Source organism: Salinimicrobium sp. CAU 1759 (assembly GCF_054482715.1).
In genome coordinates, this window is record NZ_JBTLRK010000003.1 from 118,353 (window position 1) to 137,302 (window position 18,950).

Here is an 18,950-nt window from a genome sequence, read left to right on the forward strand (position 1 = left end):
GCTTTTATGTATCTTAATTGTTGGTTTCGACAGAAGCATTGGTCCTGGCTTCCTGTGCTTTGATTCGGGCAAGTTCCTGTTTGGCTTCAGTAACAACTTCAGGGAATTGCTTGAAATTGTTGATCACGTTATCCAGGATGTAAGTTGCCTGGTAAGCATCTCCCAAAGCATAGAAGTTCTTAGCCATTAAAACGAGGCCTTTTGCTCCATATAATTTATAACCTGAATAATCTCTTGCTAAACGCTGCACCACATCATTGGAAGCCTGATGGTTACCTGCTTTGTTCTTGAAGTAAGCATCATAATAAAGAGCTTCGGCTGCCAACTCCCCGGTCGCCGATTTCTGAACTTCGGCATAAGCACGTTTTGCACGATCTTCGTTTCCGGTTCTCATGGCGGCACGGGCAATGATCACCTGCGCATCATTTTTGGCACTTGTTTCGGCATTTGGGTTTGCCAGTACTTTTTCGGCATAAGCCACAGCCTCGGTAAAGTTGCCGGCTTCCAGGTAAGACTTCATAAGGTTAGACTGCGCAAAAATGGTGTTTTGAGCAAAGGATGCTTCATTTTCCAAACGCTTTAACAGCGGAATTGCTTCGGCGTAGTTCCTCTTCTCCAGGTAAACTTCAGAAAGTCTTGCCAATGATTGCTCAAGGTATTCTGACGCCGATCTTCCTATCACGTATTTATAATGCGGAATGCTCTTTTCTTTGTTCCCCTCGCGGAAGTAGAGCTGCCCAAGATAAAAATTAGCCTGTACCGAGTGAATTCCGTTAGGGAATGAATTCAGATACTTCTCAAGCGCAGTGATAGCAGCTGAAGTATTATTATTCTGATATTGCTTCTCGGCCGCCTCAAAACTGGTGTTGTCAAGATCAACATCTGTCACCTCAACAAAATCAAGATCTTTTACCCAGTTGGCATATTCATCTGTCCTGCCCATATCGACGTAGATCAATCTGGCGGTACTTACAGCCTGAACAGCTTCAGCCGAGTTAGGAAAATCGGCCACTACTCTTTTCATTTTCTCAAGCGCCTGGCTAGGCTGGTCATTGTTGTAATAGATCAATCCCTGCTTCAGCAATGCCTGCGGAACGAATGAACTACCGGGAACATCTCTAATGAGCCTGTTATAGGCTTCCATTCCCTGGCTGGTGTTATTCATGGCCACGTATGTGTTCCCCAGCTCATAAGCTGCATCGTCACGATAAGACGACCGCGGATATTTCCTAAGGAACTCTGTCAACTCCTGAATTTTTGTATCATTTCGCTGAACAAATCCGTAGCTGATGGCTTTTTGAAAAGCTGCATAGTCATTTTCTGAACCATTAAGAGCAATGGCTGAATTGTATGCTTCCATTGCAGGCCAGTAGCTACTGTTCACGAAATAACTGTCTCCTAACCTCAAAAAGGCATCATTTCTCCTTGCGCGATCATTGGAAGTATTGCTCGCATATCTCTTGAAATATTCGGCAGAACGATCATATTCGCGTTGCTTGAAATACGCGTAGCCAATATTATAGTGCAGATTTTCCTTTTCTGAAGCTCCTTGCGCTCCACTCATTCCTGCAAATTCGCGGTATCCTACAAGGGCATCCTGAAAGTTGCGAAGATTGAAATCGCTTTCGGCTTTCCAAAAAGTTGCGAGGGCTGTGAAGCGGGGATCACGTCTTTCACTCAAAGCCAGATCGAAATATTCTTCAGCTTCACGGTAATTACCTTCTTTGAACAATTCCAATCCGCGGTAAAAAGCAACCTGCTGATAAACCACATTGTTTTGAAAATTTCTATTTCCCTTCAGGAGACGCATCGCCTCTTCATAATTTTTAGAAGTAATAAAAGAATTAATGAGCAGCTCATTGATCTCTTCTTTCGCAGGAGAACTAGGATAAGCTTCCAAATAATTCATTAACACTTGCGGAGTACTGGCGTAGCTATTTCCAATCTCATAGCTTAGCTTGGCATAGTTAAGAGCAGCATCGGCTTTTATCTCCTGGTTAAAATCCATCTCGCTGGCATTCTTGAAAGCATTCAATGCCTGCTGCTTTTTGTCAGTTTTTAAATAGGATTGCGCAAGGTGGTAGTAAGCGTTTTGTGCCACTGCATTCTTACCATCTATGATCTTGTTAAATTCTGAAATGGCCGACTCAAAATCCCCCTGTTGAAAATAGGCATAACCTAACTGGTAATAATCTGTGTTGTTCCATTTCCCTCTTTCTCCCTGGTATTCCTTTAAATAAGGAATTGCTTTTTCATACTGCCCCAAATTGAAGTAGCTTTCTCCAATGATCTTGTTGAGCTCTGACCGGTCACGTCTATCTGCTCTGGGCAATTGCTCCAATCCAAGCTGAATAGCTTTCTCAAAATTTCCCTGCTTAAAATTCATGTCGGCCTGGAAGTAGGAAAGATCTTCTTCATACCTCTCATTATCCTGCACCTCTTCAAAAAGTTCATTGGCCTGCTCGTAATCATCCCCTTCATAAGCCATGAAACCGAGATAATATTTTGCCTGCGATCCGTATTTTTTGGAGTCCTTTACTTTGTTCAAATATTCTTTAGCCTCGTCGTATTGATTCGCCCGAAAGTAAGCGTAGCCGTTATTGAAGTTGAAACGCTCCTTTTCTGCCTTGCTCAAATTCCTTTGATCAACAGTGTCATACCATTTGCGGGCGAGAGAATATTTCCCCGTCTCAAAGTAATAATCGGCCACATCGAGGTATGCTGCATTGGTTTTTGTACTTGTAGGATATCGCTGCACGAAATCTTCCATGAGCTCATCGGCTCCCGGTTGATTAAGTCTAATTGCCGCATTGGCTATATAATATGCTGCATTAGCTTTGATCCTTTCATCATCTGTTTCATCCTGCACTTCATCAAATAAAGTTTGTGCGGCAAGGTATTGCTGATTGTTGTATAATTCCAGCGCACGGTTATAATCGGCCAGCTCATTGCTTTGAATGGCAGATTGTTGTGAGAAACCAGTAAGCGAAAGGAAAAGGAAAGCAACAAAAAGGCAGATTTTGCTATGTTTCATTCGTAGGTCTTGTTTTGTTGATGATTCAAAGATATAAGAAACTCTAAGGTAATAACGCCATTGTTGTAAGATAAATTATATGCTTCCGTTAAATGAAACCTAAAATTATCTGCGGAAAATTTCAGCAGAAGAAAAGCAACACAAGCCACAATAATTACGTTCTCTTTCTTACTTTTACCTCTCTAAAATGTGATTTTTCATGTCGAATACTGTTCTGTACCTAAAAGACGCTGCCATCTATCAACGGGAGACGCTCATACTTTCTGAAGTCAACATAGAGATCGAAAAGGGGGAATTTGTTTACCTCATCGGGAAGACCGGAACAGGAAAAAGCAGCTTCATGAAAACCCTGTATGGCGATCTTCCTCTTACTGAAGGAGAAGGTCAAATTGTAGATTACGATTTACGCACCCTTAGAGAGAAAGACATTCCTTTTTTACGCCGAAAGCTGGGCGTGGTGTTCCAGGATTTCAAACTGCTGAATGATCGTAATGTCAACGAAAATCTGCTCTTTGTTCTAAAAGCAACCGGCTGGAAAGACAAAGCCGCCATGGATGCGAAGATCGAAGAAGTACTAAAGAAGGTAGGAATGGGCACAAAAGGATTTAAAAATCCGTATCAGCTTTCGGGTGGAGAGCAACAGCGTATTGCAATTGCCCGAGCTTTGTTAAATGATCCCGAGTTGATCCTTGCCGACGAACCTACCGGAAACCTCGACCCGCAAACCTCTGTGGAAGTCATGGAAGTCCTGCAACAGATCTCCAAAAACGGAAAGACAATTCTCATGGCCACTCATGATTACGCACTACTGCTGAAGTATCCATCAAAAACCCTCAAGTGCGACGGACAGAAGGTGTTCGAAGTGGTACAGAAGACGGTGACCTAGAAGCACCAAATTACAAGCACCAAATTCCAAAAAAGCCGAAAGGCGTCTGAATTTCGACTCTTTATTTTTAGGTAAAAAGATAACGCTGCTCCTTATCTTGAGATTGCTTCGCTTACTGCGTGCGCTCGCAGCTATTCAAACAAAGATCTCCGTCCTCCCTTTAGGGCCGCGGAAAAGGCGGCGGGATTTCCGCGGTAGGGTTTTCTCCTCCCTACCAATAGGATTCAGCGGAAAATTCCCCTTAGGTGGATAGGATCCAGTTATTTTTTCTTTTTCTCCGGATTTTGCCAGGTATTAAAAATGGAGTAAACAATCACCTTTTCATTTCTAAACTCATAAATGACGACATAGGGAAAACGGCCCAGAAAAGCTTCTCTGTATGGTTTTCTTTTTTCCGGAAAATGTTCTGGGTTTGAGGTAATTCTCTTAAAGTAAAAATCCAGCTGTTCCAGAAATTCTTCTCCTAATCCTGATCGTTTCTTCTCGTAATAGAGATAAGTATTAATGATTTCAAGAGCTGCTTCTTCCTTTACATCTAAATAAAATGCCATTATGAATTAGCCTTTCTTTCTTGCTTTCTCCTTCACTTCTTCCCATGAAAGGGACTTGGAAAACCCATTAGAATGAGCTTCTCTTCTTTTATCAATCATTTGATACTGTTCTTCAGACAAAGAAAATTCCTGCTCTTCACTCTGGTAAGTTTCTACCAAAGCCTTTATCATTCTAAGTAGCTTCACATCTGCAGTATCAACATATTCCTGCACCTTATTCTTTAACTCTGTTGAATTCATTTTGCCACAGTTTTATTCTTTAAAAAATACGATAATTATATTTTAGTTCACGTTTTGCGCTGCTTCTTCACATTGAAATTTCTCCGCGCTCACTACAGTTAAAACCAGAAACTCCGCCCTCCCTTTATGGCCGGGGAAAAGGCGGCGAGATTGCCGCGGTTAAGAAATCTCCTCCCTCACAAAGATGTTCCAATAACAAAACACCTTCCAAAAATGGCATTTTTGGAAGGTGTTTTAGCAAATTCGTAATTCTTACTTCGTACCTCGTACTTCTAATTTCCTTTCTTCCTATTAATGAAGAGGTAATAGATATTAATGAGGATAATAGCGCCGTTAGTGATCGTGATTGGCCAGGAATCGAGCAGGAGTCCGTAAACCACAAACAAAAGGCATCCAAGGCTGTTGATGTACCTCAAGGTGGTAATGTTTCTCATTAGAAAGGATAAAAGCAAAAAGAATGATGCAAGATATCCGATCCACTCTATATATGATATTCCAAATAGTTCCATAATTATTAATTCAAAATTTAAGCTTCAGAATTCAAGGTTCTTCTAAAAATAAGAGCTGCCAAAAATACGATTTTTGACAGCTCTTGTAATATATTTCTTTCCGAATTAAACGATCTTATTTCTCTTACGGTCGTTTTCGGTTAGGTAAATCTTTCTTAGACGTAAATGCTTCGGCGTAACTTCAACATATTCATCTTTCTGAATATATTCCAAAGCCTCTTCCAATGAGAACTTGATCGCAGGAACGATCTTAGCCTTGTCATCTGCTCCCGAAGAACGTACGTTAGACAATTTTTTAGTCTTGGTGATGTTCACCACCAGGTCATCCTGACGGGAATTTTCTCCAATCACCTGTCCTTCGTAAATATCCTCTCCCGGATCCACAAAGAATTTTCCTCTATCCTGAAGTTTGTCAATAGAATAAGGAATTGCTTTTCCTGTTTCCATAGACACCAAAGAACCATTCTGTCTCTCCGGAATTCCTCCTTTAAGCGGCTGGTATTCCTTGTAACGGTGAGCCATAATAGCTTCTCCTGCAGTTGCTGTCAACAATTGATTCCTAAGTCCGATGATTCCACGGGAAGGGATCTGGAACTGGATGGTCATCCTGTCTCCTTTTCCTTCCATGCTCAACATCTCTCCTTTTCTGATGGTCACCATTTCCACCGCTTTTCCTGAAACTTCTTCAGGAAGATCGATAGTCAATTCTTCAATTGGCTCACATTTAACTCCGTCAATTTCTTTGATGATCACCTGTGGCTGACCTATCTGGAGTTCATATCCTTCACGACGCATGGTCTCAATAAGAACCGACAAGTGAAGAACTCCGCGGCCAAAGACCATGAACTTATCTGCGCTATCGGTCTCCTCTACTCTTAGAGCAAGGTTCTTTTCGAGCTCCTTCATCAGGCGCTCTTTAATATGTCTTGAGGTTACGAATTTCCCGTCTTTTCCGAAGAAAGGAGAATCATTAATAGTGAAAAGCATACTCATTGTAGGCTCATCAATTGCGATGGTCTTAAGACCTTCAGGATTTTCGAAATCGGCTACAGTGTCTCCAATCTCAAAACCTTCAAGTCCTACAATGGCACAAATATCTCCTGCCTGCACTTCTTCTATCTTTCTACGGCCAAGACCTTCAAAAGTATGTAATTCCTTAATTCTTGTTTTCTTAATGGTGCCGTCTCTCTTTACAAGAGCAACAGGCATTCCTTCTTTTAAAGTTCCGCGTTGAAGACGACCAATAGCGATCCTTCCCGTGAAAGAAGAAAAGTCAAGAGAAGTGATCAACATCTGTGGAGAACCTGCCTCGACCTTTGGAGAAGGAATATGCTCGATCACCATATCAAGAAGCGGTTCAATACTATCTGTTTCATTTCTCCAGTCGTCGCTCATCCAGTTGTTCTTTGCTGAACCGTAAACTGAAGGAAAATCAAGCTGCCATTCTTCAGCGCCCAGTTCAAACATCAGGTCGAATACCTTCTCATGCACTTCCTCGGGAGTACAGTTTTCCTTGTCAACCTTGTTAATTACTACACATGGCTTCAATCCAAGATCGATTGCTTTTTGAAGTACGAAACGCGTTTGCGGCATGGGACCTTCAAAAGCATCTACTAGCAGTAGCACTCCATCGGCCATGTTTAAAACCCTTTCTACCTCTCCCCCAAAGTCGGCGTGACCCGGTGTGTCGATGATGTTGATCTTGGTATCCTTGTATACTACAGATACGTTTTTGGAAGTAATGGTGATCCCACGCTCCCTTTCAAGATCATTGTTGTCAAGGATAAGATCCCCGGTATTCTCGTTTTCCCTGAAAAGTCTGCAGTGGTACATAATTTTGTCCACCAGGGTAGTCTTTCCGTGGTCAACGTGTGCGATGATCGCAATATTCTTAATAGCTGTCATATAAACGCCTGATTTTTAAAGGCTGCAAAGGTACATTTATTTTTCCCATAAAAAACACATCGGCTTTGAATAAAATTTTCACCTTTCTGCCTCACAATTTTTTGAAGATCAACAACTTGCAATAAATATAGGATACATAGGACTTTTCAGAAAAAGTTCGGGATGAATGATAATCTTCAGAAAAAGCATAAATCCTGATATTACTCATATTTAGTGTTTATGAATTTCTTTTACCCTTTTATTTTCGTAACTTTAAGTTATTCTATTTCAGAAAATTACCTCATCCCTTTTAAAAATATTGGCTATGAAAAAACGTACAGAAATATCCGGGGCAGTTTTATTATTCCTGTGTTTACTTACAGGTGTTAGTTTTGTGCAGTCTGCTTTAGGACAGGTCGACGGTGAGATAAGCCTTGATTTTCCGGAAGAAGATAAACTAATGGAAGTCGCACGTGAGACCGTTAAAGCCTATGAGACCGGAAATTGGGAGTCTCTAAGACGAAATTCTACTGCAGATGCCAGGTTTTATAACCTGGGTAGCTACGACAGTTTGACAGTGGACCAAACGGTGCAGTACTGGAAAAAAGGTCGGGAAACTGCTACTCCTGTTCTCTCGGAAGATGGTGTATGGCTGGGAGTTACAGTGCCCGAAGGTCCAAGAAAAGGCAATTGGATCCTTCACTGGGGCACCAATACCTTAAGCTATCCTACAGGGGAGACCATAAGTTTTCCTTATCACGTTGCTTTGAAGTTCCAGGAGGATAAGGTGGGGCAGTATCATTTCTACTATGACAATAACAGGATCATTAGGGCACTTGGTTATGAGATCCAACCCCCTCTTGAGGAAGAAGAAAAAGACTTTCTTGAAGATTATGAGGACAAACAGTAGGTGTCAAAAATGGCATTCCTTATAAAGATCCAAAAAAGGTATCTTTGCAGTAAATTTTTTTTATGCAACTCAATAAGATACCACAAATAAAACACGCCGACTCTGGTAATTTCTTTCTGCTTGCAGGCCCGTGCGCCATTGAGGGCGAAGACATGGCCCTACGAATAGCCGAGACCGTTTTAGGAATTACAGATAAACTGCAAATTCCTTATATCTTCAAAGGTTCCTTCAAAAAAGCCAACCGCAGCCGGATCGACAGTTTTACGGGAATAGGTGATGAGAAAGCTCTAAAAATCCTACGGAAAGTTTCAGAAACTTTCAACATCCCTACCGTAACTGATATTCATGAGAGAGAAGACGCACAATTGGCTGCCGAATATGTAGATGTTCTACAGATCCCTGCCTTTCTCGTTCGCCAGACCGACCTTCTGGTTGCCGCAGCCGAAACGGGGAAAGTGGTGAATCTGAAAAAAGGTCAATTTATGAGCCCTGAAAGCATGAAGCATGCAGTCACTAAAGTAACCGACTGTAATAATGAACAGGTAATGGTCACAGACCGTGGAACTATGTTTGGATATCAGGATATGATCGTTGATTTCCGCGGAATTCCGACCATGCGTCAATTTGCACCAACGGTTCTTGATGTGACCCACTCACTACAACAGCCAAATCAAAGTAGCGGTGTAACTGGCGGCAGACCCGATATGATCGAAACCATAGCCCGTGCCGGAATTGCCACAGGTGCCGACGGGATTTTTATAGAAACTCATTTTGATCCTGCCAATGCAAAAAGTGATGGAGCAAATATGCTGGATATTCAGTACTTAGAAAGACTGCTGTCTAATTTAACAGCTATCAGGAAGACGATAAATTCTTTCTAATCTAATGGTTCGGCACGGATTGTAAAATCCGCTTCATCAAAAGAAGTTAGACCTCATAGATTTTGAAAACCTATGAGGTCTTTTTTATTTAGTACCTTAAAATGTCATTTAGAGTACCTTTTATTAATTCTACCTGTTCCGATCTTATATTCCCAATTCTCCTGTCCAGACGTTTTTTCGAAATAGAGCGAACATGGAAAGTGAGAACTTCAGATACTTTCTCCAGACCATTTTGCGAATCAGGATTAAGAAGCAGGTTTCCTTTGTATCTTTTGATCTTGGTTGTCAAAGGACAAACTATTACAACCTGAAGATGCTGATTAAGAAGGTTGCCACTTATTAAGACACATGGTCTCCTTCCTCCCTGCTCACTTCCAGAAACAGGGTCAAGATAGACTTCCCAGATTTCGCCCTGCTTCACTCCTCAAGGTTTTTAAGATCCTGCAAATAAGCCTCCATTCCTTCTTCTGCTATGGCCATGATCTCTTGATCTTTACCTGCTTTAGAATAAGAACGTGCATATTCGGCCCGGTTTAATTGGTCCAGGTAGATTCGCAACGCTTTTTCAATAAGCCTGTTCTTTGCCACACCACGCTTTTTTGCTTCAGAATTTAGTTTATCCAGAAGATCCTGAGGCAGAGACGAAGTGAAAGTTCCCATGGTTTTTCTCTTTTTTATAAATATAAATCATAAATATGAAATATAAATAAAAACCAGACCGAATTTTTAGTCTATGCAAGTAAGGCAAAACCTACAAGGTCAAAAAGACCTTGCAGGTTTATTCGAAATACCAGCTCCGTAGGAGTTAAAGATCGGTAGCACCGAAGGTGCGTAAAACAATATCGCCGTGCCGTAGGTACGGAAGATGTACAGTGTAAAATACAACCCTTTCAGAGTTTGAAAAGGGGAGGATTCTAGTGCAGGAAAACAAAAACCCCGCATCTATACAGAAGCGGGGTTTTTAAATCAACCGGGGGACAAAATTAAATTTTTAACCACATTTGGAATAACCACAGCTCTTGCAAACCAGGCAGCCTTCAGAGAAAATTATTCCTTCCGGATCTCCACATTCACCGCATTCCTTATCGGCTGCAGGAGTACCGTCGGGCACGAACTGCTTAAGGGCACGAACCACACCGGCCTTCCAGGTGTTGATGCTCTCGTCAAGCAGGTTCAGGTTGTTGATGAGGTCAACCACATATGGAATTGGCATTCCGTGGCGAAGTACTCCAGAGATCAATTTCGCGTAGTTCCAGTATTCTTCGTTAAAGGATCTTGATAGGCCTTCAATGGTTACTTTGTATCCATGCTTGTCACAGAACTGGAAGTCGTATCTGGATTTTCCGTCTTCATCGCGATTCTTGATCACATAACCTTTTTCCACCCAGGTTGGCAGGTTGAAAACATCTTCCATTTTCCCCGTGAAGATCTCATAGGGACGATCGTTCAGAATCCCAACAACTGCAAGCCATTTTTCTTTTTCGTTGTTGAATCTAATTATTTTGGACTCTAGTTTCTTTGGACGTTTTGGTGCATAAGTTTCAGCAAAAACGCTCTCTTTACTTCCTTCTTTTTTTCCTTTATCATCTGAAGAAACAAGGATTCCGCTTCTTGAACCGTCACGATAAACGGTGATTCCTTTAAGACCTTTCTTCCATGACTCAATATAAATGTCACTCACTTTCTCCTGACTCACATCTGAAGCAAGATTAATAGTAGAACTAATGGAGTGAGTTGTATATTTCTGTACCAGCGCCTGCATCTCAACCCGCTTTTGCCAGTTTATTTCGGAAGCAGTTGCACCTGCATATGGACTCTGCTCAATGGCTTCTTTTCCTGAAGCATCCATCCAGGTCTTCACTTTTGGATGGTAAACGGTGAACTCTTCAAAAGCATCTCCTGTATCATCAACGAAAGCTACCTTTGCGTTAGATCCGGAAGCATTTACTTTTCTTCTTCTCTTATAAGAAAGCATGAAGACCGGCTCAATTCCTGAAGAAGTCTGCGCAAGCATACTTAAACTTCCGGTTGGAGCAACAGTACTTATGGAGATGTTCCTTCTACCGTGCTTCATCATTCGGCTGTAAACATCGGGAAACTCGTTCTTCATCATTTGAACAAAATCTGATTGCTCTTCGATAGCAGGATCAAATACTTTGAAAGGCTCACGGGTGATCGCCATGTCAATACTACTGTCAAATTCTCCTTTCAATTTTGTCTGCATGATCTTATCAACCACTTCAAGTGCTTCATCTGTATCAAATTTTACTCCAAGAGCAGCAACAGCATCAGCAAGGGCGGTAAACCCAAGACCGGTACGTCTTCCGTTTTTGCCATTTTCGGCAAGTAATTTCCAGGTGTCAATCTCGTTCTTCTTGATAAAATCGGGCTCCTCATCCTGATCGATCTTTGCAAGGATCTTTTCTACAGCTTCGAGTTCAAGATCAACAAGGTCATCCATCAAGCGCTGAGTTTCATAGATCACTTTGTAGAACTTCTCGTGGTTGAAAGAAGCATTATCGGTAAACGGGTTATCAACAAAGTTGTACAGGTTTACGGCGATTAGTCGGCATGAATCTCCTCCCTGCATGGCAATCTCAGAACATGGGTTTGTAGAACTGTTCTTGAATCCAGGATAGAAAGATGAAGTTGAATAAGTATGTTGCTTATCCCAGAAAATAAGACCTGGTTCAGCAGTATTATGTGCACATTTAATTATGGTATCCCACAATTCTTTAGCACGCACTGTTTTAGTGTATTTAGGATTCGGACTGTCGATTGGCCAGCGTAAAGTGAAATCGGTGTCCTCGGTAACGGCCTTCATGAATTCATCTGAAAGACGGAGAGAAATGTTCGCCCCGGTTACCTTTTTAAGGTCCTGCTTAATCGTGATGAAATCTTCAACGTCGGGGTGAGCTACATCAATTGTAAGCATCAATGCCCCACGACGGCCATTTTGAGCAACTTCACGCGTGGTGTTAGAGAAACGCTCCATAAAAGAAACAGCTCCGGTAGTTGTCCCGGCTGCGTTAGATACCTGTGCATTCTTAGGGCGTAAACCTGAAAGGTCCACTCCTACCCCACAACGTCTTTTGAACAACTGAACTAACTGCTGGTCTGTATGTAGAATTCCGCCGTAAGAATCATAGACCGGGGGAACTACCACACAGTTAGACAGGGAAGCGATCATTTGGTCATTCCCGAGGGCCGCCATGACACTACCCTGTGGAATGCTGTATTTAAAATCCTTGAACAGTTGAAAAATTCTTTCCTCACTCAGAAATTCTCTTGATTTACCGTACTCAGACAAATTTTCTTTCCCCGCGGCACGATCGGCATACTTTGCTTCCATGCGGGCGAATTCTTTAGCCATTCGCCTGTGCATATCATCTGGGGTTAATTCTAAAAATTTTCCTTTTTTGTCTTTTACTGCATACTTATTTATCCAGGTAGTAGCTGCAAGCTCATCATTTTTAAAATATTTTAAACATGCTTGCAGTACCTCATCATAGGTATAAGTCTGGGTGCTAAATAATTCTTCAACCATGGCGTTTGTTTTTGTTTTAACTTGAAAGAGGAGTAAAGTTATTTTAATTCCTGAGTTCTGAAAGATGAGGTAAGGCTTTCTTATTAACTAAAGACTGTTGAAAAAAAAATCAATTTTTTTTCTGAAAAATGGCATTTTCGTTCAGCCCTTGCTACTCCTAATTCCGTTTAATTTTGAACTCTGAATTCCGACTAAAAAAATATTAACAACAACCTGAATATTTTTTTAAACTCTTGTTAAGTGACTGTGGCAGAAGTCCTTTTTGTCATAACTTCAAATGCTAACTTTCTTAAAAAATCAATAAATTATGGAAACTCAACTGGAAAATATCGGCGAGAGTATCGCCAATTTTTTACCCGAATTACTCGGTGCCTTACTGGTCCTTTTAATTGGATGGCTCATTGCTAAAGGCATCAAAGCAGTAGTGGTAAAACTAATGCGGAGAACCTCCTGGGATGAACGCATTTTTGGAGGAGGAAACGTGGGTGACACAAATGAGTTTGTGGGTAATATCTTCTATTATCTTATTATGATCATTGTGTTATTGATCGCACTGGAAGTCCTGGGGATAAGTGAAGTTCTTACTCCACTGGAAAATATGCTGAATGAATTCCTAATGTTCATTCCCAATCTTATTGGAGCTCTTCTCATCGCTTTCATTGGTTATGTGCTGGCAAAATTTGTTGCCAACCTTGTCAATATAGGAGGCGGTTTATTAGACAGACTGGTTGATAAAACGGGATTTAAAGACACAGACCGCCTCGTAACCGTGCTTAGAAAACTTGTCTTCATCATAATTTTCATCCCCTTCCTTATTCAGGCCTTTAACACTCTTAGGCTAGACGCCATCTCTGAGCCTGCCAATGATATACTTTATGGCTTTACAGAATTGATTGGGGAAATCATTATTGCAGCTCTTATCCTTCTGGTCTTCGTTTGGGGAGGAAGATACCTGGCCAATTTTCTTGAAGATCTCTTCAAAAGTATGGGTTTAGATCGTACTGCAGAAAAGATTCAGATCCATAATATGATTGGCTCAGGCCAGTCGCTTTCTAAGCTGGTTGCCAATCTTATCTATTTCTTCCTGGTCTTTTTTGGTATAATTACAGCCGTAGAGATCCTGGGGCTATCAAGATTGACAGAGATCCTGCATCAAATTCTAGAGGTTACAGGACAAATCATCTTTGGCCTAATTATTCTTGCTATTGGTAATTACATTTCGCTGTTGATCTACAATACAATGACCAGGTCCAGCAAAAATCATTTCATAGCCAGTGTTATTCGCTGGGCTTCTCTTGCACTTTTTATAGCTATAGCTCTAAGGACAATGGGAATTGCCAATGAGATCGTTGAACTTGCCTTCGGATTAATTTTGGGAGCAATTGCAGTTGCTGTGGCTCTAAGTTATGGATTGGGTGGCCGCGAGGCAGCCGGAGAGCACTTTAGAGATATCATTCAAAAGTTTAGAAAAGAGGCTTCGGAAGCCAGGGACCCAAGTAAAGACAGTCCTGACGTTCGCAACACCGAAAGAACTTTCCCTCCTGAAGGAACCGGTGCCGGGAAGGCGAGCACCCCAAAAACCCCTGGCGGGGCTACCGGACAGGATCCTACAAAACCTAATACACCAAGGGACCGGGATAAGAACGGACCAGCCGGAGCAGGTCCAAATGACCCTCTTAATCCTACCTAGGCAGTGCTATTTATAGAACGAACAAAGCCACGCAATGCGTGGCTTTTTCTTTTATTCAGAATTTATTGAAACTCCAGCTGCACCAGTACCGGAAGGTGATCTGACGGATATCGCAAGTTTCGTGAGTCACTCAAAACAGCATATTTATTTACCTTAATATTACCTTTTGTAAAAATATAATCGATACGGCTGGTCACCGGCTCATGAAATTCATAAGCATTAAAAGTGCCCGACGGTCCAAAAACATACTTTGCAGTTTCCTTTGTGTCTTTATAATACGATTTGAGAAACTTTATTTCTTTAGTTTCAGGTTCAAGGTTGAGGTCTCCCATTAGGAGTACCGGAAGATCTTCTTTATTGAGTTCTTCAATCTTTTTATGGATGAGATGTACACTTTGGCGCCTTGCCTCCTCACCCCGATGATCAAAATGAGTATTAAACACCCAGAATTCCTTACCGGAAGCTTTTACTTCAAATTTCCCGTAAGTACAGACCCGTGGATAAGAAGCATCCCAACCTTTACCCGGAACTTCGGGTGTCGAAGAAAGCCAAAAGGTTCCCTGCTTCAGCAGATTAAACTTTTCAGGTTTGAAAAAAATGGCAGAAAATTCCCCTTTTTGAGCCCCATCATCACGACCTTTTCCAAAGTAACTGTAGCTTTCCAGCTCATCCTTTAGAAAATCAAGTTGCGATAACAAAGCTTCCTGCACTCCAAAAATATCAGGCTCATAGAATTGTAACTGCGCAGCCAAATCATCTTTGCGCTGTGACCAACTGTTTCCGCCGTCGGTCTCATTGGCATACTTGATATTATAGGTCATTACCTCCAGCTGTGCCTGTGCAGAAAAATTCATAAATAAGCAGGTTATCACAAAAATCCTTATTGCTTTCATAACTCTGTTACTCCTCCCCGAATATAATCTTCCAAGTAACTAAACCTTTCGGTCAACCTTCCATTCCTTGTCATTCTCGCCCGTTCGAGCACACCGTCTTTATCTCCATTAAAGAAGGCCGGCAGGACATGCTTTAAAAACATTTCACCAAATCCATGGCTGGCATCCTTTGGCAACTCGCAGGGAAGATTGTCTACAGCCATTACCATAATTGCGGTTTCTTCTCGAAAATCCACTTCTCTTTCCTCCTGCGGGTCATAGCCGTAGAGAGGTTCTGCAATGGTAGATGGGCGAATGGTACTGGCTATAGGCCCGGCAATATCACAGGAAATATCTGCTATATATTTGATTTTAAAATCAGGTAATTTCGCATCTTCGGCAGTAAAAAAGACAGGGGCTCCCTGCCCGTAAAAATGGCCTGCAATAAAGAAATCTGTGACACCTGTGAATTTCCTGAAATCAGATTCATAATGGTGGGGGTGTTGATAAAAATCTGCATTACTTCCTAAAGTGCCATCTATTCGTTTGTTATAGTCCAGCACATCTACATGGCAATACACAGGTTCATCGTATTTGGATTCTAAATATTCCTCAACGCTCACCTTCTTTATTTTCAGGTGATCCAGAATTTCCCGGGCACCGTGGGCAACTTTCCCGCTTCCGGTAAGCAGGATCTTTAAAGGTTGAAGCTCTATTTTATCCAGTTCTGCCAACATGGCATTAAGGTCTGAAAGACTTTCAGCTTTAGGGAGCTCAAAAGTGCCATTTTTAAGACCTATTCCGCGGAAGCCATTATAGGCTCCTACCAGCCCTGCATATCTTCCGAAGCCAATGAGCCGGCCGCCGGTTTCGTTGATGATCACCTCATGATCATACAACTCAATATTGTTCTTAAGGATCTCCCGTAACAGATCGCGGTTATAGGGCTGTTTTTTTATCGTATGAGAAAAGAAAAAATATTTCTTGTTGGGAATAAGATACGGCAGCGGCACTTCCTTAACGCCCAGCATCACATCACAATCTGAAACATCCTTAGAAACTTCAAAACCTGCCATTCGGTAATCCTCATCTTTAAAGATGCGGATGTTTGAGCTTTCAACCTTAAATTGAGCTTCGGGAAACTGCTTCTTCGCCTCTTTAAGCTTTTGAGGAGAAAAGACTACGCGGCGATCGGGTGGGGTTTTACGCTCTTTGATCAGGGCAAATTTTATCATAGTAGCAAAGCTGTTTTTTGTTTGAATTTTCTCAAAGATAAGAATTAAAAGAGGTGCGAAAAAAGACTTAAAATGGCTTCGTTTGAAGAACCGGGACCAGGACTGGATTATGTAAAATAAATTATCTTTAAACCCTAAAGCTGACATAAATTATTAGCTTTGTCGCTAAGATTATTGGCACGGAAAATGCAATACTCTTGTAGAAGTTCTTTACATATTGGGGTCGACTTGGTTTTGACAGCGAGTCTAATTGAGTTGTAAGCACGTCGAGCGCTGGGAAATAGCTCGTAAATCTCATTTTTCATACTTTTTAAACGGCGAGAATAACTACGCCTTGGCTGCATAATCCGAATCATAGTAGGATATGCTTAGTCCCTACAAGGTAGGGAGCCGAGATGTCTCGCGGGAGCCTTGATTTACGGCGCCCGCAACAGAGGCACCGATAAAGTAAATATAGGGACTGCAGGGCCTTGATGCAGTTCTGAAACTTAATTGAGGATAAGTGTGCAGTTGGTGGTTTTCGGCCGGCTGTACATCGAAAAACAAGCGAAAACTAAACGTGTAGAAAGCTTCTGAATTGCTTGTTTGGACGAGGGTTCGAACCCCTCCGACTCCACTTTTTGGACGAGTTCCAATAACAAAAACCCCGTAATCCTAGTGTTTACGGGGTTTTTTATTTTTAAGAATGTCATTTAATATCAAATAATTGCATACTGAGCGAGACCAATACGGTGACCTATTGCGAGACCAAAAAAGGGGTCTCGCTAAGCTCCCAAACCATTGTTTTACAAATCATTACGTAAAGTTAAAGTTTTAAATCGCACGCTCTTTTTAGGTACTTTGAGAGACCAATTAAGACCTAAAATTTCAAAAGCTCATGAGAACCGATTTTCACACCCACTTTCACCTCTTAACCAAGAAGAAAAATAAACGCGGACTGGCCCCTATTTATTTAAGACTCACTGTTGACAGAAAAAGAAAAGAATACAGCATTTCTCGCAGGATACAACCGGAATTCTGGAATGTCAAATTGCAAAAAGTAATGGGTAACAATCCCTATGAGAAAGAGATTAATACCCACATCAATAACATTCGCCATAAGCTGAACAAAATTCACCAGGTCTTATCAGATAACGATCAACCTATTACGACTGAAATGATGATCGCGGAATTAAAAGGCGACAACAAACCAAAGCCTAAAATGACTCTTAAAGTGTTCAAAGAGCATAATGAACAGATGGACAGGCTTTCAGGAAAGAGTATTTCTAAAAGCACTGCTAAGAGATATTGGACCTGTTTTAATCATGTTGAACAATTCATTAAAGAGGAATATAAAACCCCTGATTATCCTATGAATGATATTAACCATCAGTTCATTGCGAAGTTTGAGTATTTTTTGAAAACAAAAAGAGAATGTAATCATAATTCTGCCCTTAAATATGTTAACAACTTTAAAAAGATCATTCGAATAGCTTTGGCCAACCAGTGGATGGACCGGGATCCGTTTTACAATTACAAGGTACAGTTCGAGTCTGTAGAGCGGGAATTTCTTAATGAAGAAGAAGTAAATAGCTTGATAGAAAAGGACCTGCACTTTGACCGATTAAAACTTGTCCGGGACATGTTCGTTTTTAGCTGCTATACAGGACTAGCCTATTCAGACGTCAAGAAGTTAAACCAGGACGATATCACCACCGGGATCGACGGCGGAAAATGGATTAGGATAAAAAGGACCAAAACGAAGTCTTTAAGCAGCATTCCTCTCTTACCTGTAGCAGAAAGAATTATTGAACGTTACCAGGATCATCCTGAAGTACAATCCGGAAAGAGTATTCTTCCGGTGCTTAGCAACCAAAAGTCGAATGCCTTTTTAAAAGAGATCGCTCTGATGTGTGGGATTAAAAAACCACTCACAACTCACCTCGCCCGGCACACTTTTGCCACCACCATCACCCTTACAAATGGAGTCCCTATAGAATCTGTGAGCAAAATGCTTGGCCACAAAGATCTGCGCACCACGCAGCATTATGCAAAAATAGTGGATAGAAAAATAAGCAATGATATGGCAATTTTGAAGCAAAAATTAGAAACAAAGAAGAATTATATAAAAAGTAAAAAGAATGACTGAGGCACAAAATAACCTGATTCTCGTGCCTTAGTTTTTCACGCAAAATTCAGGAACCATTGTAATAGTTGTAATCTCTACACCCAAAGCACATTCCCTTCCACTGCGTTCCAAGAAAAGAGCTTTGGTGGAGGTCTTGGACACATGACTAACGGATTAATGAGGATGTTTTTAAAAATAGATTTTTGTATATCATCCGTTAGTCAAGAGTCCGCTAAATCCTGCAAGCAATTAATATAAGTGAATGATAGATGCCTCTTCACCTATTTTTTCACCCCCCCATCGCTGTTACCATTTATACTAATGCAAAACAACGGAATTTTGAAGTTAGCCGGCCTGAATTAAACTCCAGCTCTTATTATAGAATTTTCAATACGGCCTATCCTAATTCTAAATTCCCTAAAGGAGCAACAGAAAATGGTAACAGCGACGGCTCTACGGGAAGTAAGTCTAAAGAAAAGATAAATTTGTTCAGAAGCAAAAGATCTATTATTGGAAAATGGAAAACGCTCGAGATACAAAAAGTAAATCATGAAAAATCTCTACTTCAATAAATCCCTTTTTCAATACAAATTTCTCCTCTTCT

Annotated in this window: 15 protein-coding genes and 1 other RNA gene; 6 read left to right on the plus strand and 10 right to left on the minus strand. The window is 41.2% G+C overall.

The genetic code is table 11. The annotated features are described in order from the left end of the window. Positions 1–13: 13 nt before the first annotated feature. Entirely contained in the window at positions 14–3,034 is a 3,021-nt protein-coding gene (locus tag ACXYMT_RS13820; RefSeq protein WP_459059686.1) for a tetratricopeptide repeat protein, read from the minus strand. Between the two features lie 199 nt (positions 3,035–3,233). Here ACXYMT_RS13820 and ACXYMT_RS13825 point away from each other — a divergent pair, with 199 nt between their 5' ends. Further along, entirely contained in the window at positions 3,234–3,920 is a 687-nt protein-coding gene (locus ACXYMT_RS13825) for a cell division ATP-binding protein FtsE (protein WP_459059687.1), read from the plus strand. A gap of 260 nt (positions 3,921–4,180) precedes the next feature. Here the strand turns inward: ACXYMT_RS13825 and ACXYMT_RS13830 are convergent, their stop codons facing one another. From ACXYMT_RS13830 to typA, 4 genes are all read right to left on the minus strand, one after another. Beyond that, entirely contained in the window at positions 4,181–4,471 is a 291-nt protein-coding gene (locus ACXYMT_RS13830) for a type II toxin-antitoxin system RelE/ParE family toxin (RefSeq protein WP_459059688.1), read from the minus strand. Between the two features lie 6 nt (positions 4,472–4,477). After that, positions 4,478–4,711 (minus strand): addiction module protein, encoded by a 234-nt coding sequence (locus tag ACXYMT_RS13835; protein ID WP_459059689.1) that lies wholly within the window; start codon positions 4,709–4,711, stop codon positions 4,478–4,480. 272 nt (positions 4,712–4,983) lie between these two features. Next, positions 4,984–5,145: a uroporphyrinogen decarboxylase gene (locus ACXYMT_RS13840; protein WP_459059690.1), complete on the minus strand. Its 162-nt coding sequence runs from the start codon at positions 5,143–5,145 to the stop codon at positions 4,984–4,986. A gap of 180 nt (positions 5,146–5,325) precedes the next feature. Next, on the minus strand, positions 5,326–7,125 hold the full coding sequence (gene typA / locus ACXYMT_RS13845; RefSeq protein WP_459059691.1) for a translational GTPase TypA: 1,800 nt from the start codon (positions 7,123–7,125) through the stop codon (positions 5,326–5,328). Positions 7,126–7,429: 304 nt separating this feature from the next. Between typA and ACXYMT_RS13850 the strand changes: the two genes are divergently transcribed. After that, the gene (locus tag ACXYMT_RS13850; RefSeq protein WP_459059692.1) at positions 7,430–8,014 is read left to right on the plus strand and encodes a nuclear transport factor 2-like protein; all 585 of its coding nucleotides are present in this window, start codon (positions 7,430–7,432) and stop codon (positions 8,012–8,014) included. Between the two features lie 62 nt (positions 8,015–8,076). Further along, positions 8,077–8,895, plus strand: a complete 819-nt coding sequence (gene kdsA, locus ACXYMT_RS13855) for a 3-deoxy-8-phosphooctulonate synthase (RefSeq protein WP_459059693.1) — start codon at positions 8,077–8,079, stop codon at positions 8,893–8,895. Between the two features lie 88 nt (positions 8,896–8,983). On the opposite strand, the gene ACXYMT_RS13860 is transcribed toward kdsA, so the two are convergent. The 3 genes from ACXYMT_RS13860 to ACXYMT_RS13870 all read right to left on the minus strand — a co-directional run bounded on the left by ACXYMT_RS13860 (position 8,984) and on the right by ACXYMT_RS13870 (position 12,442). Further along, on the minus strand, positions 8,984–9,316 hold the full coding sequence (locus tag ACXYMT_RS13860) for a type II toxin-antitoxin system PemK/MazF family toxin (RefSeq protein ID WP_459059694.1): 333 nt from the start codon (positions 9,314–9,316) through the stop codon (positions 8,984–8,986). Continuing rightward, positions 9,313–9,555: a ribbon-helix-helix domain-containing protein gene (locus ACXYMT_RS13865; RefSeq protein ID WP_459059695.1), complete on the minus strand. Its 243-nt coding sequence runs from the start codon at positions 9,553–9,555 to the stop codon at positions 9,313–9,315. Before ACXYMT_RS13865 ends, ACXYMT_RS13860 begins: the two co-directional genes overlap by 4 nt. A 331-nt stretch (positions 9,556–9,886) precedes the next feature. After that, positions 9,887–12,442 (minus strand): adenosylcobalamin-dependent ribonucleoside-diphosphate reductase, encoded by a 2,556-nt coding sequence (locus tag ACXYMT_RS13870; protein ID WP_459059696.1) that lies wholly within the window; start codon positions 12,440–12,442, stop codon positions 9,887–9,889. A gap of 307 nt (positions 12,443–12,749) precedes the next feature. Here ACXYMT_RS13870 and ACXYMT_RS13875 point away from each other — a divergent pair, with 307 nt between their 5' ends. Then, positions 12,750–14,132: a mechanosensitive ion channel gene (locus ACXYMT_RS13875; RefSeq protein WP_459059697.1), complete on the plus strand. Its 1,383-nt coding sequence runs from the start codon at positions 12,750–12,752 to the stop codon at positions 14,130–14,132. Positions 14,133–14,194: 62 nt separating this feature from the next. Here ACXYMT_RS13875 and ACXYMT_RS13880 read toward each other — a convergent pair whose 3' ends face one another. Both ACXYMT_RS13880 and ACXYMT_RS13885 read right to left on the minus strand, forming a co-directional pair. Then, positions 14,195–14,986: an endonuclease/exonuclease/phosphatase family protein gene (locus ACXYMT_RS13880; RefSeq protein ID WP_459059698.1), complete on the minus strand. Its 792-nt coding sequence runs from the start codon at positions 14,984–14,986 to the stop codon at positions 14,195–14,197. A gap of 35 nt (positions 14,987–15,021) precedes the next feature. Then, a complete protein-coding gene (locus ACXYMT_RS13885) occupies positions 15,022–16,239 on the minus strand; it encodes an NAD(P)-dependent oxidoreductase (protein ID WP_459059699.1) in 1,218 nt (405 codons plus the stop codon). A 219-nt stretch (positions 16,240–16,458) separates the two neighbouring features. On the opposite strand from ACXYMT_RS13885, the gene ssrA reads away from it, so the two are divergent. Both ssrA and ACXYMT_RS13895 read left to right on the plus strand, forming a co-directional pair. Beyond that, positions 16,459–16,858, plus strand: a transfer-messenger RNA (tmRNA) gene (ssrA, locus tag ACXYMT_RS13890). A gap of 258 nt (positions 16,859–17,116) precedes the next feature. Then, on the plus strand, positions 17,117–18,367 hold the full coding sequence (locus ACXYMT_RS13895) for a site-specific integrase (RefSeq protein ID WP_459059700.1): 1,251 nt from the start codon (positions 17,117–17,119) through the stop codon (positions 18,365–18,367). Positions 18,368–18,950 lie beyond the last annotated feature (583 nt).

Coding starts and splice junctions, on each gene's coding strand:
- ACXYMT_RS13850 (WP_459059692.1), top strand. CDS start 7,430: ATGAAAAAACGTACAGAAATATCCGGGGCAGTTTTATTATTCCTGTGT.
- ACXYMT_RS13830 (WP_459059688.1), bottom strand. CDS start 4,471: ATGGCATTTTATTTAGATGTAAAGGAAGAAGCAGCTCTTGAAATCATT.
- typA (WP_459059691.1), bottom strand. CDS start 7,125: ATGACAGCTATTAAGAATATTGCGATCATCGCACACGTTGACCACGGA.
- ACXYMT_RS13875 (WP_459059697.1), top strand. CDS start 12,750: ATGGAAACTCAACTGGAAAATATCGGCGAGAGTATCGCCAATTTTTTA.
- ACXYMT_RS13820 (WP_459059686.1), bottom strand. CDS start 3,034: ATGAAACATAGCAAAATCTGCCTTTTTGTTGCTTTCCTTTTCCTTTCG.
- ACXYMT_RS13870 (WP_459059696.1), bottom strand. CDS start 12,442: ATGGTTGAAGAATTATTTAGCACCCAGACTTATACCTATGATGAGGTA.
- ACXYMT_RS13895 (WP_459059700.1), top strand. CDS start 17,117: ATGAGAACCGATTTTCACACCCACTTTCACCTCTTAACCAAGAAGAAA.
- ACXYMT_RS13840 (WP_459059690.1), bottom strand. CDS start 5,145: ATGAGAAACATTACCACCTTGAGGTACATCAACAGCCTTGGATGCCTT.
- ACXYMT_RS13880 (WP_459059698.1), bottom strand. CDS start 14,986: ATGAATTTTTCTGCACAGGCACAGCTGGAGGTAATGACCTATAATATC.
- ACXYMT_RS13825 (WP_459059687.1), top strand. CDS start 3,234: ATGTCGAATACTGTTCTGTACCTAAAAGACGCTGCCATCTATCAACGG.
- ACXYMT_RS13865 (WP_459059695.1), bottom strand. CDS start 9,555: ATGGGAACTTTCACTTCGTCTCTGCCTCAGGATCTTCTGGATAAACTA.
- ACXYMT_RS13885 (WP_459059699.1), bottom strand. CDS start 16,239: ATGATAAAATTTGCCCTGATCAAAGAGCGTAAAACCCCACCCGATCGC.
- ACXYMT_RS13835 (WP_459059689.1), bottom strand. CDS start 4,711: ATGAATTCAACAGAGTTAAAGAATAAGGTGCAGGAATATGTTGATACT.
- kdsA (WP_459059693.1), top strand. CDS start 8,077: ATGCAACTCAATAAGATACCACAAATAAAACACGCCGACTCTGGTAAT.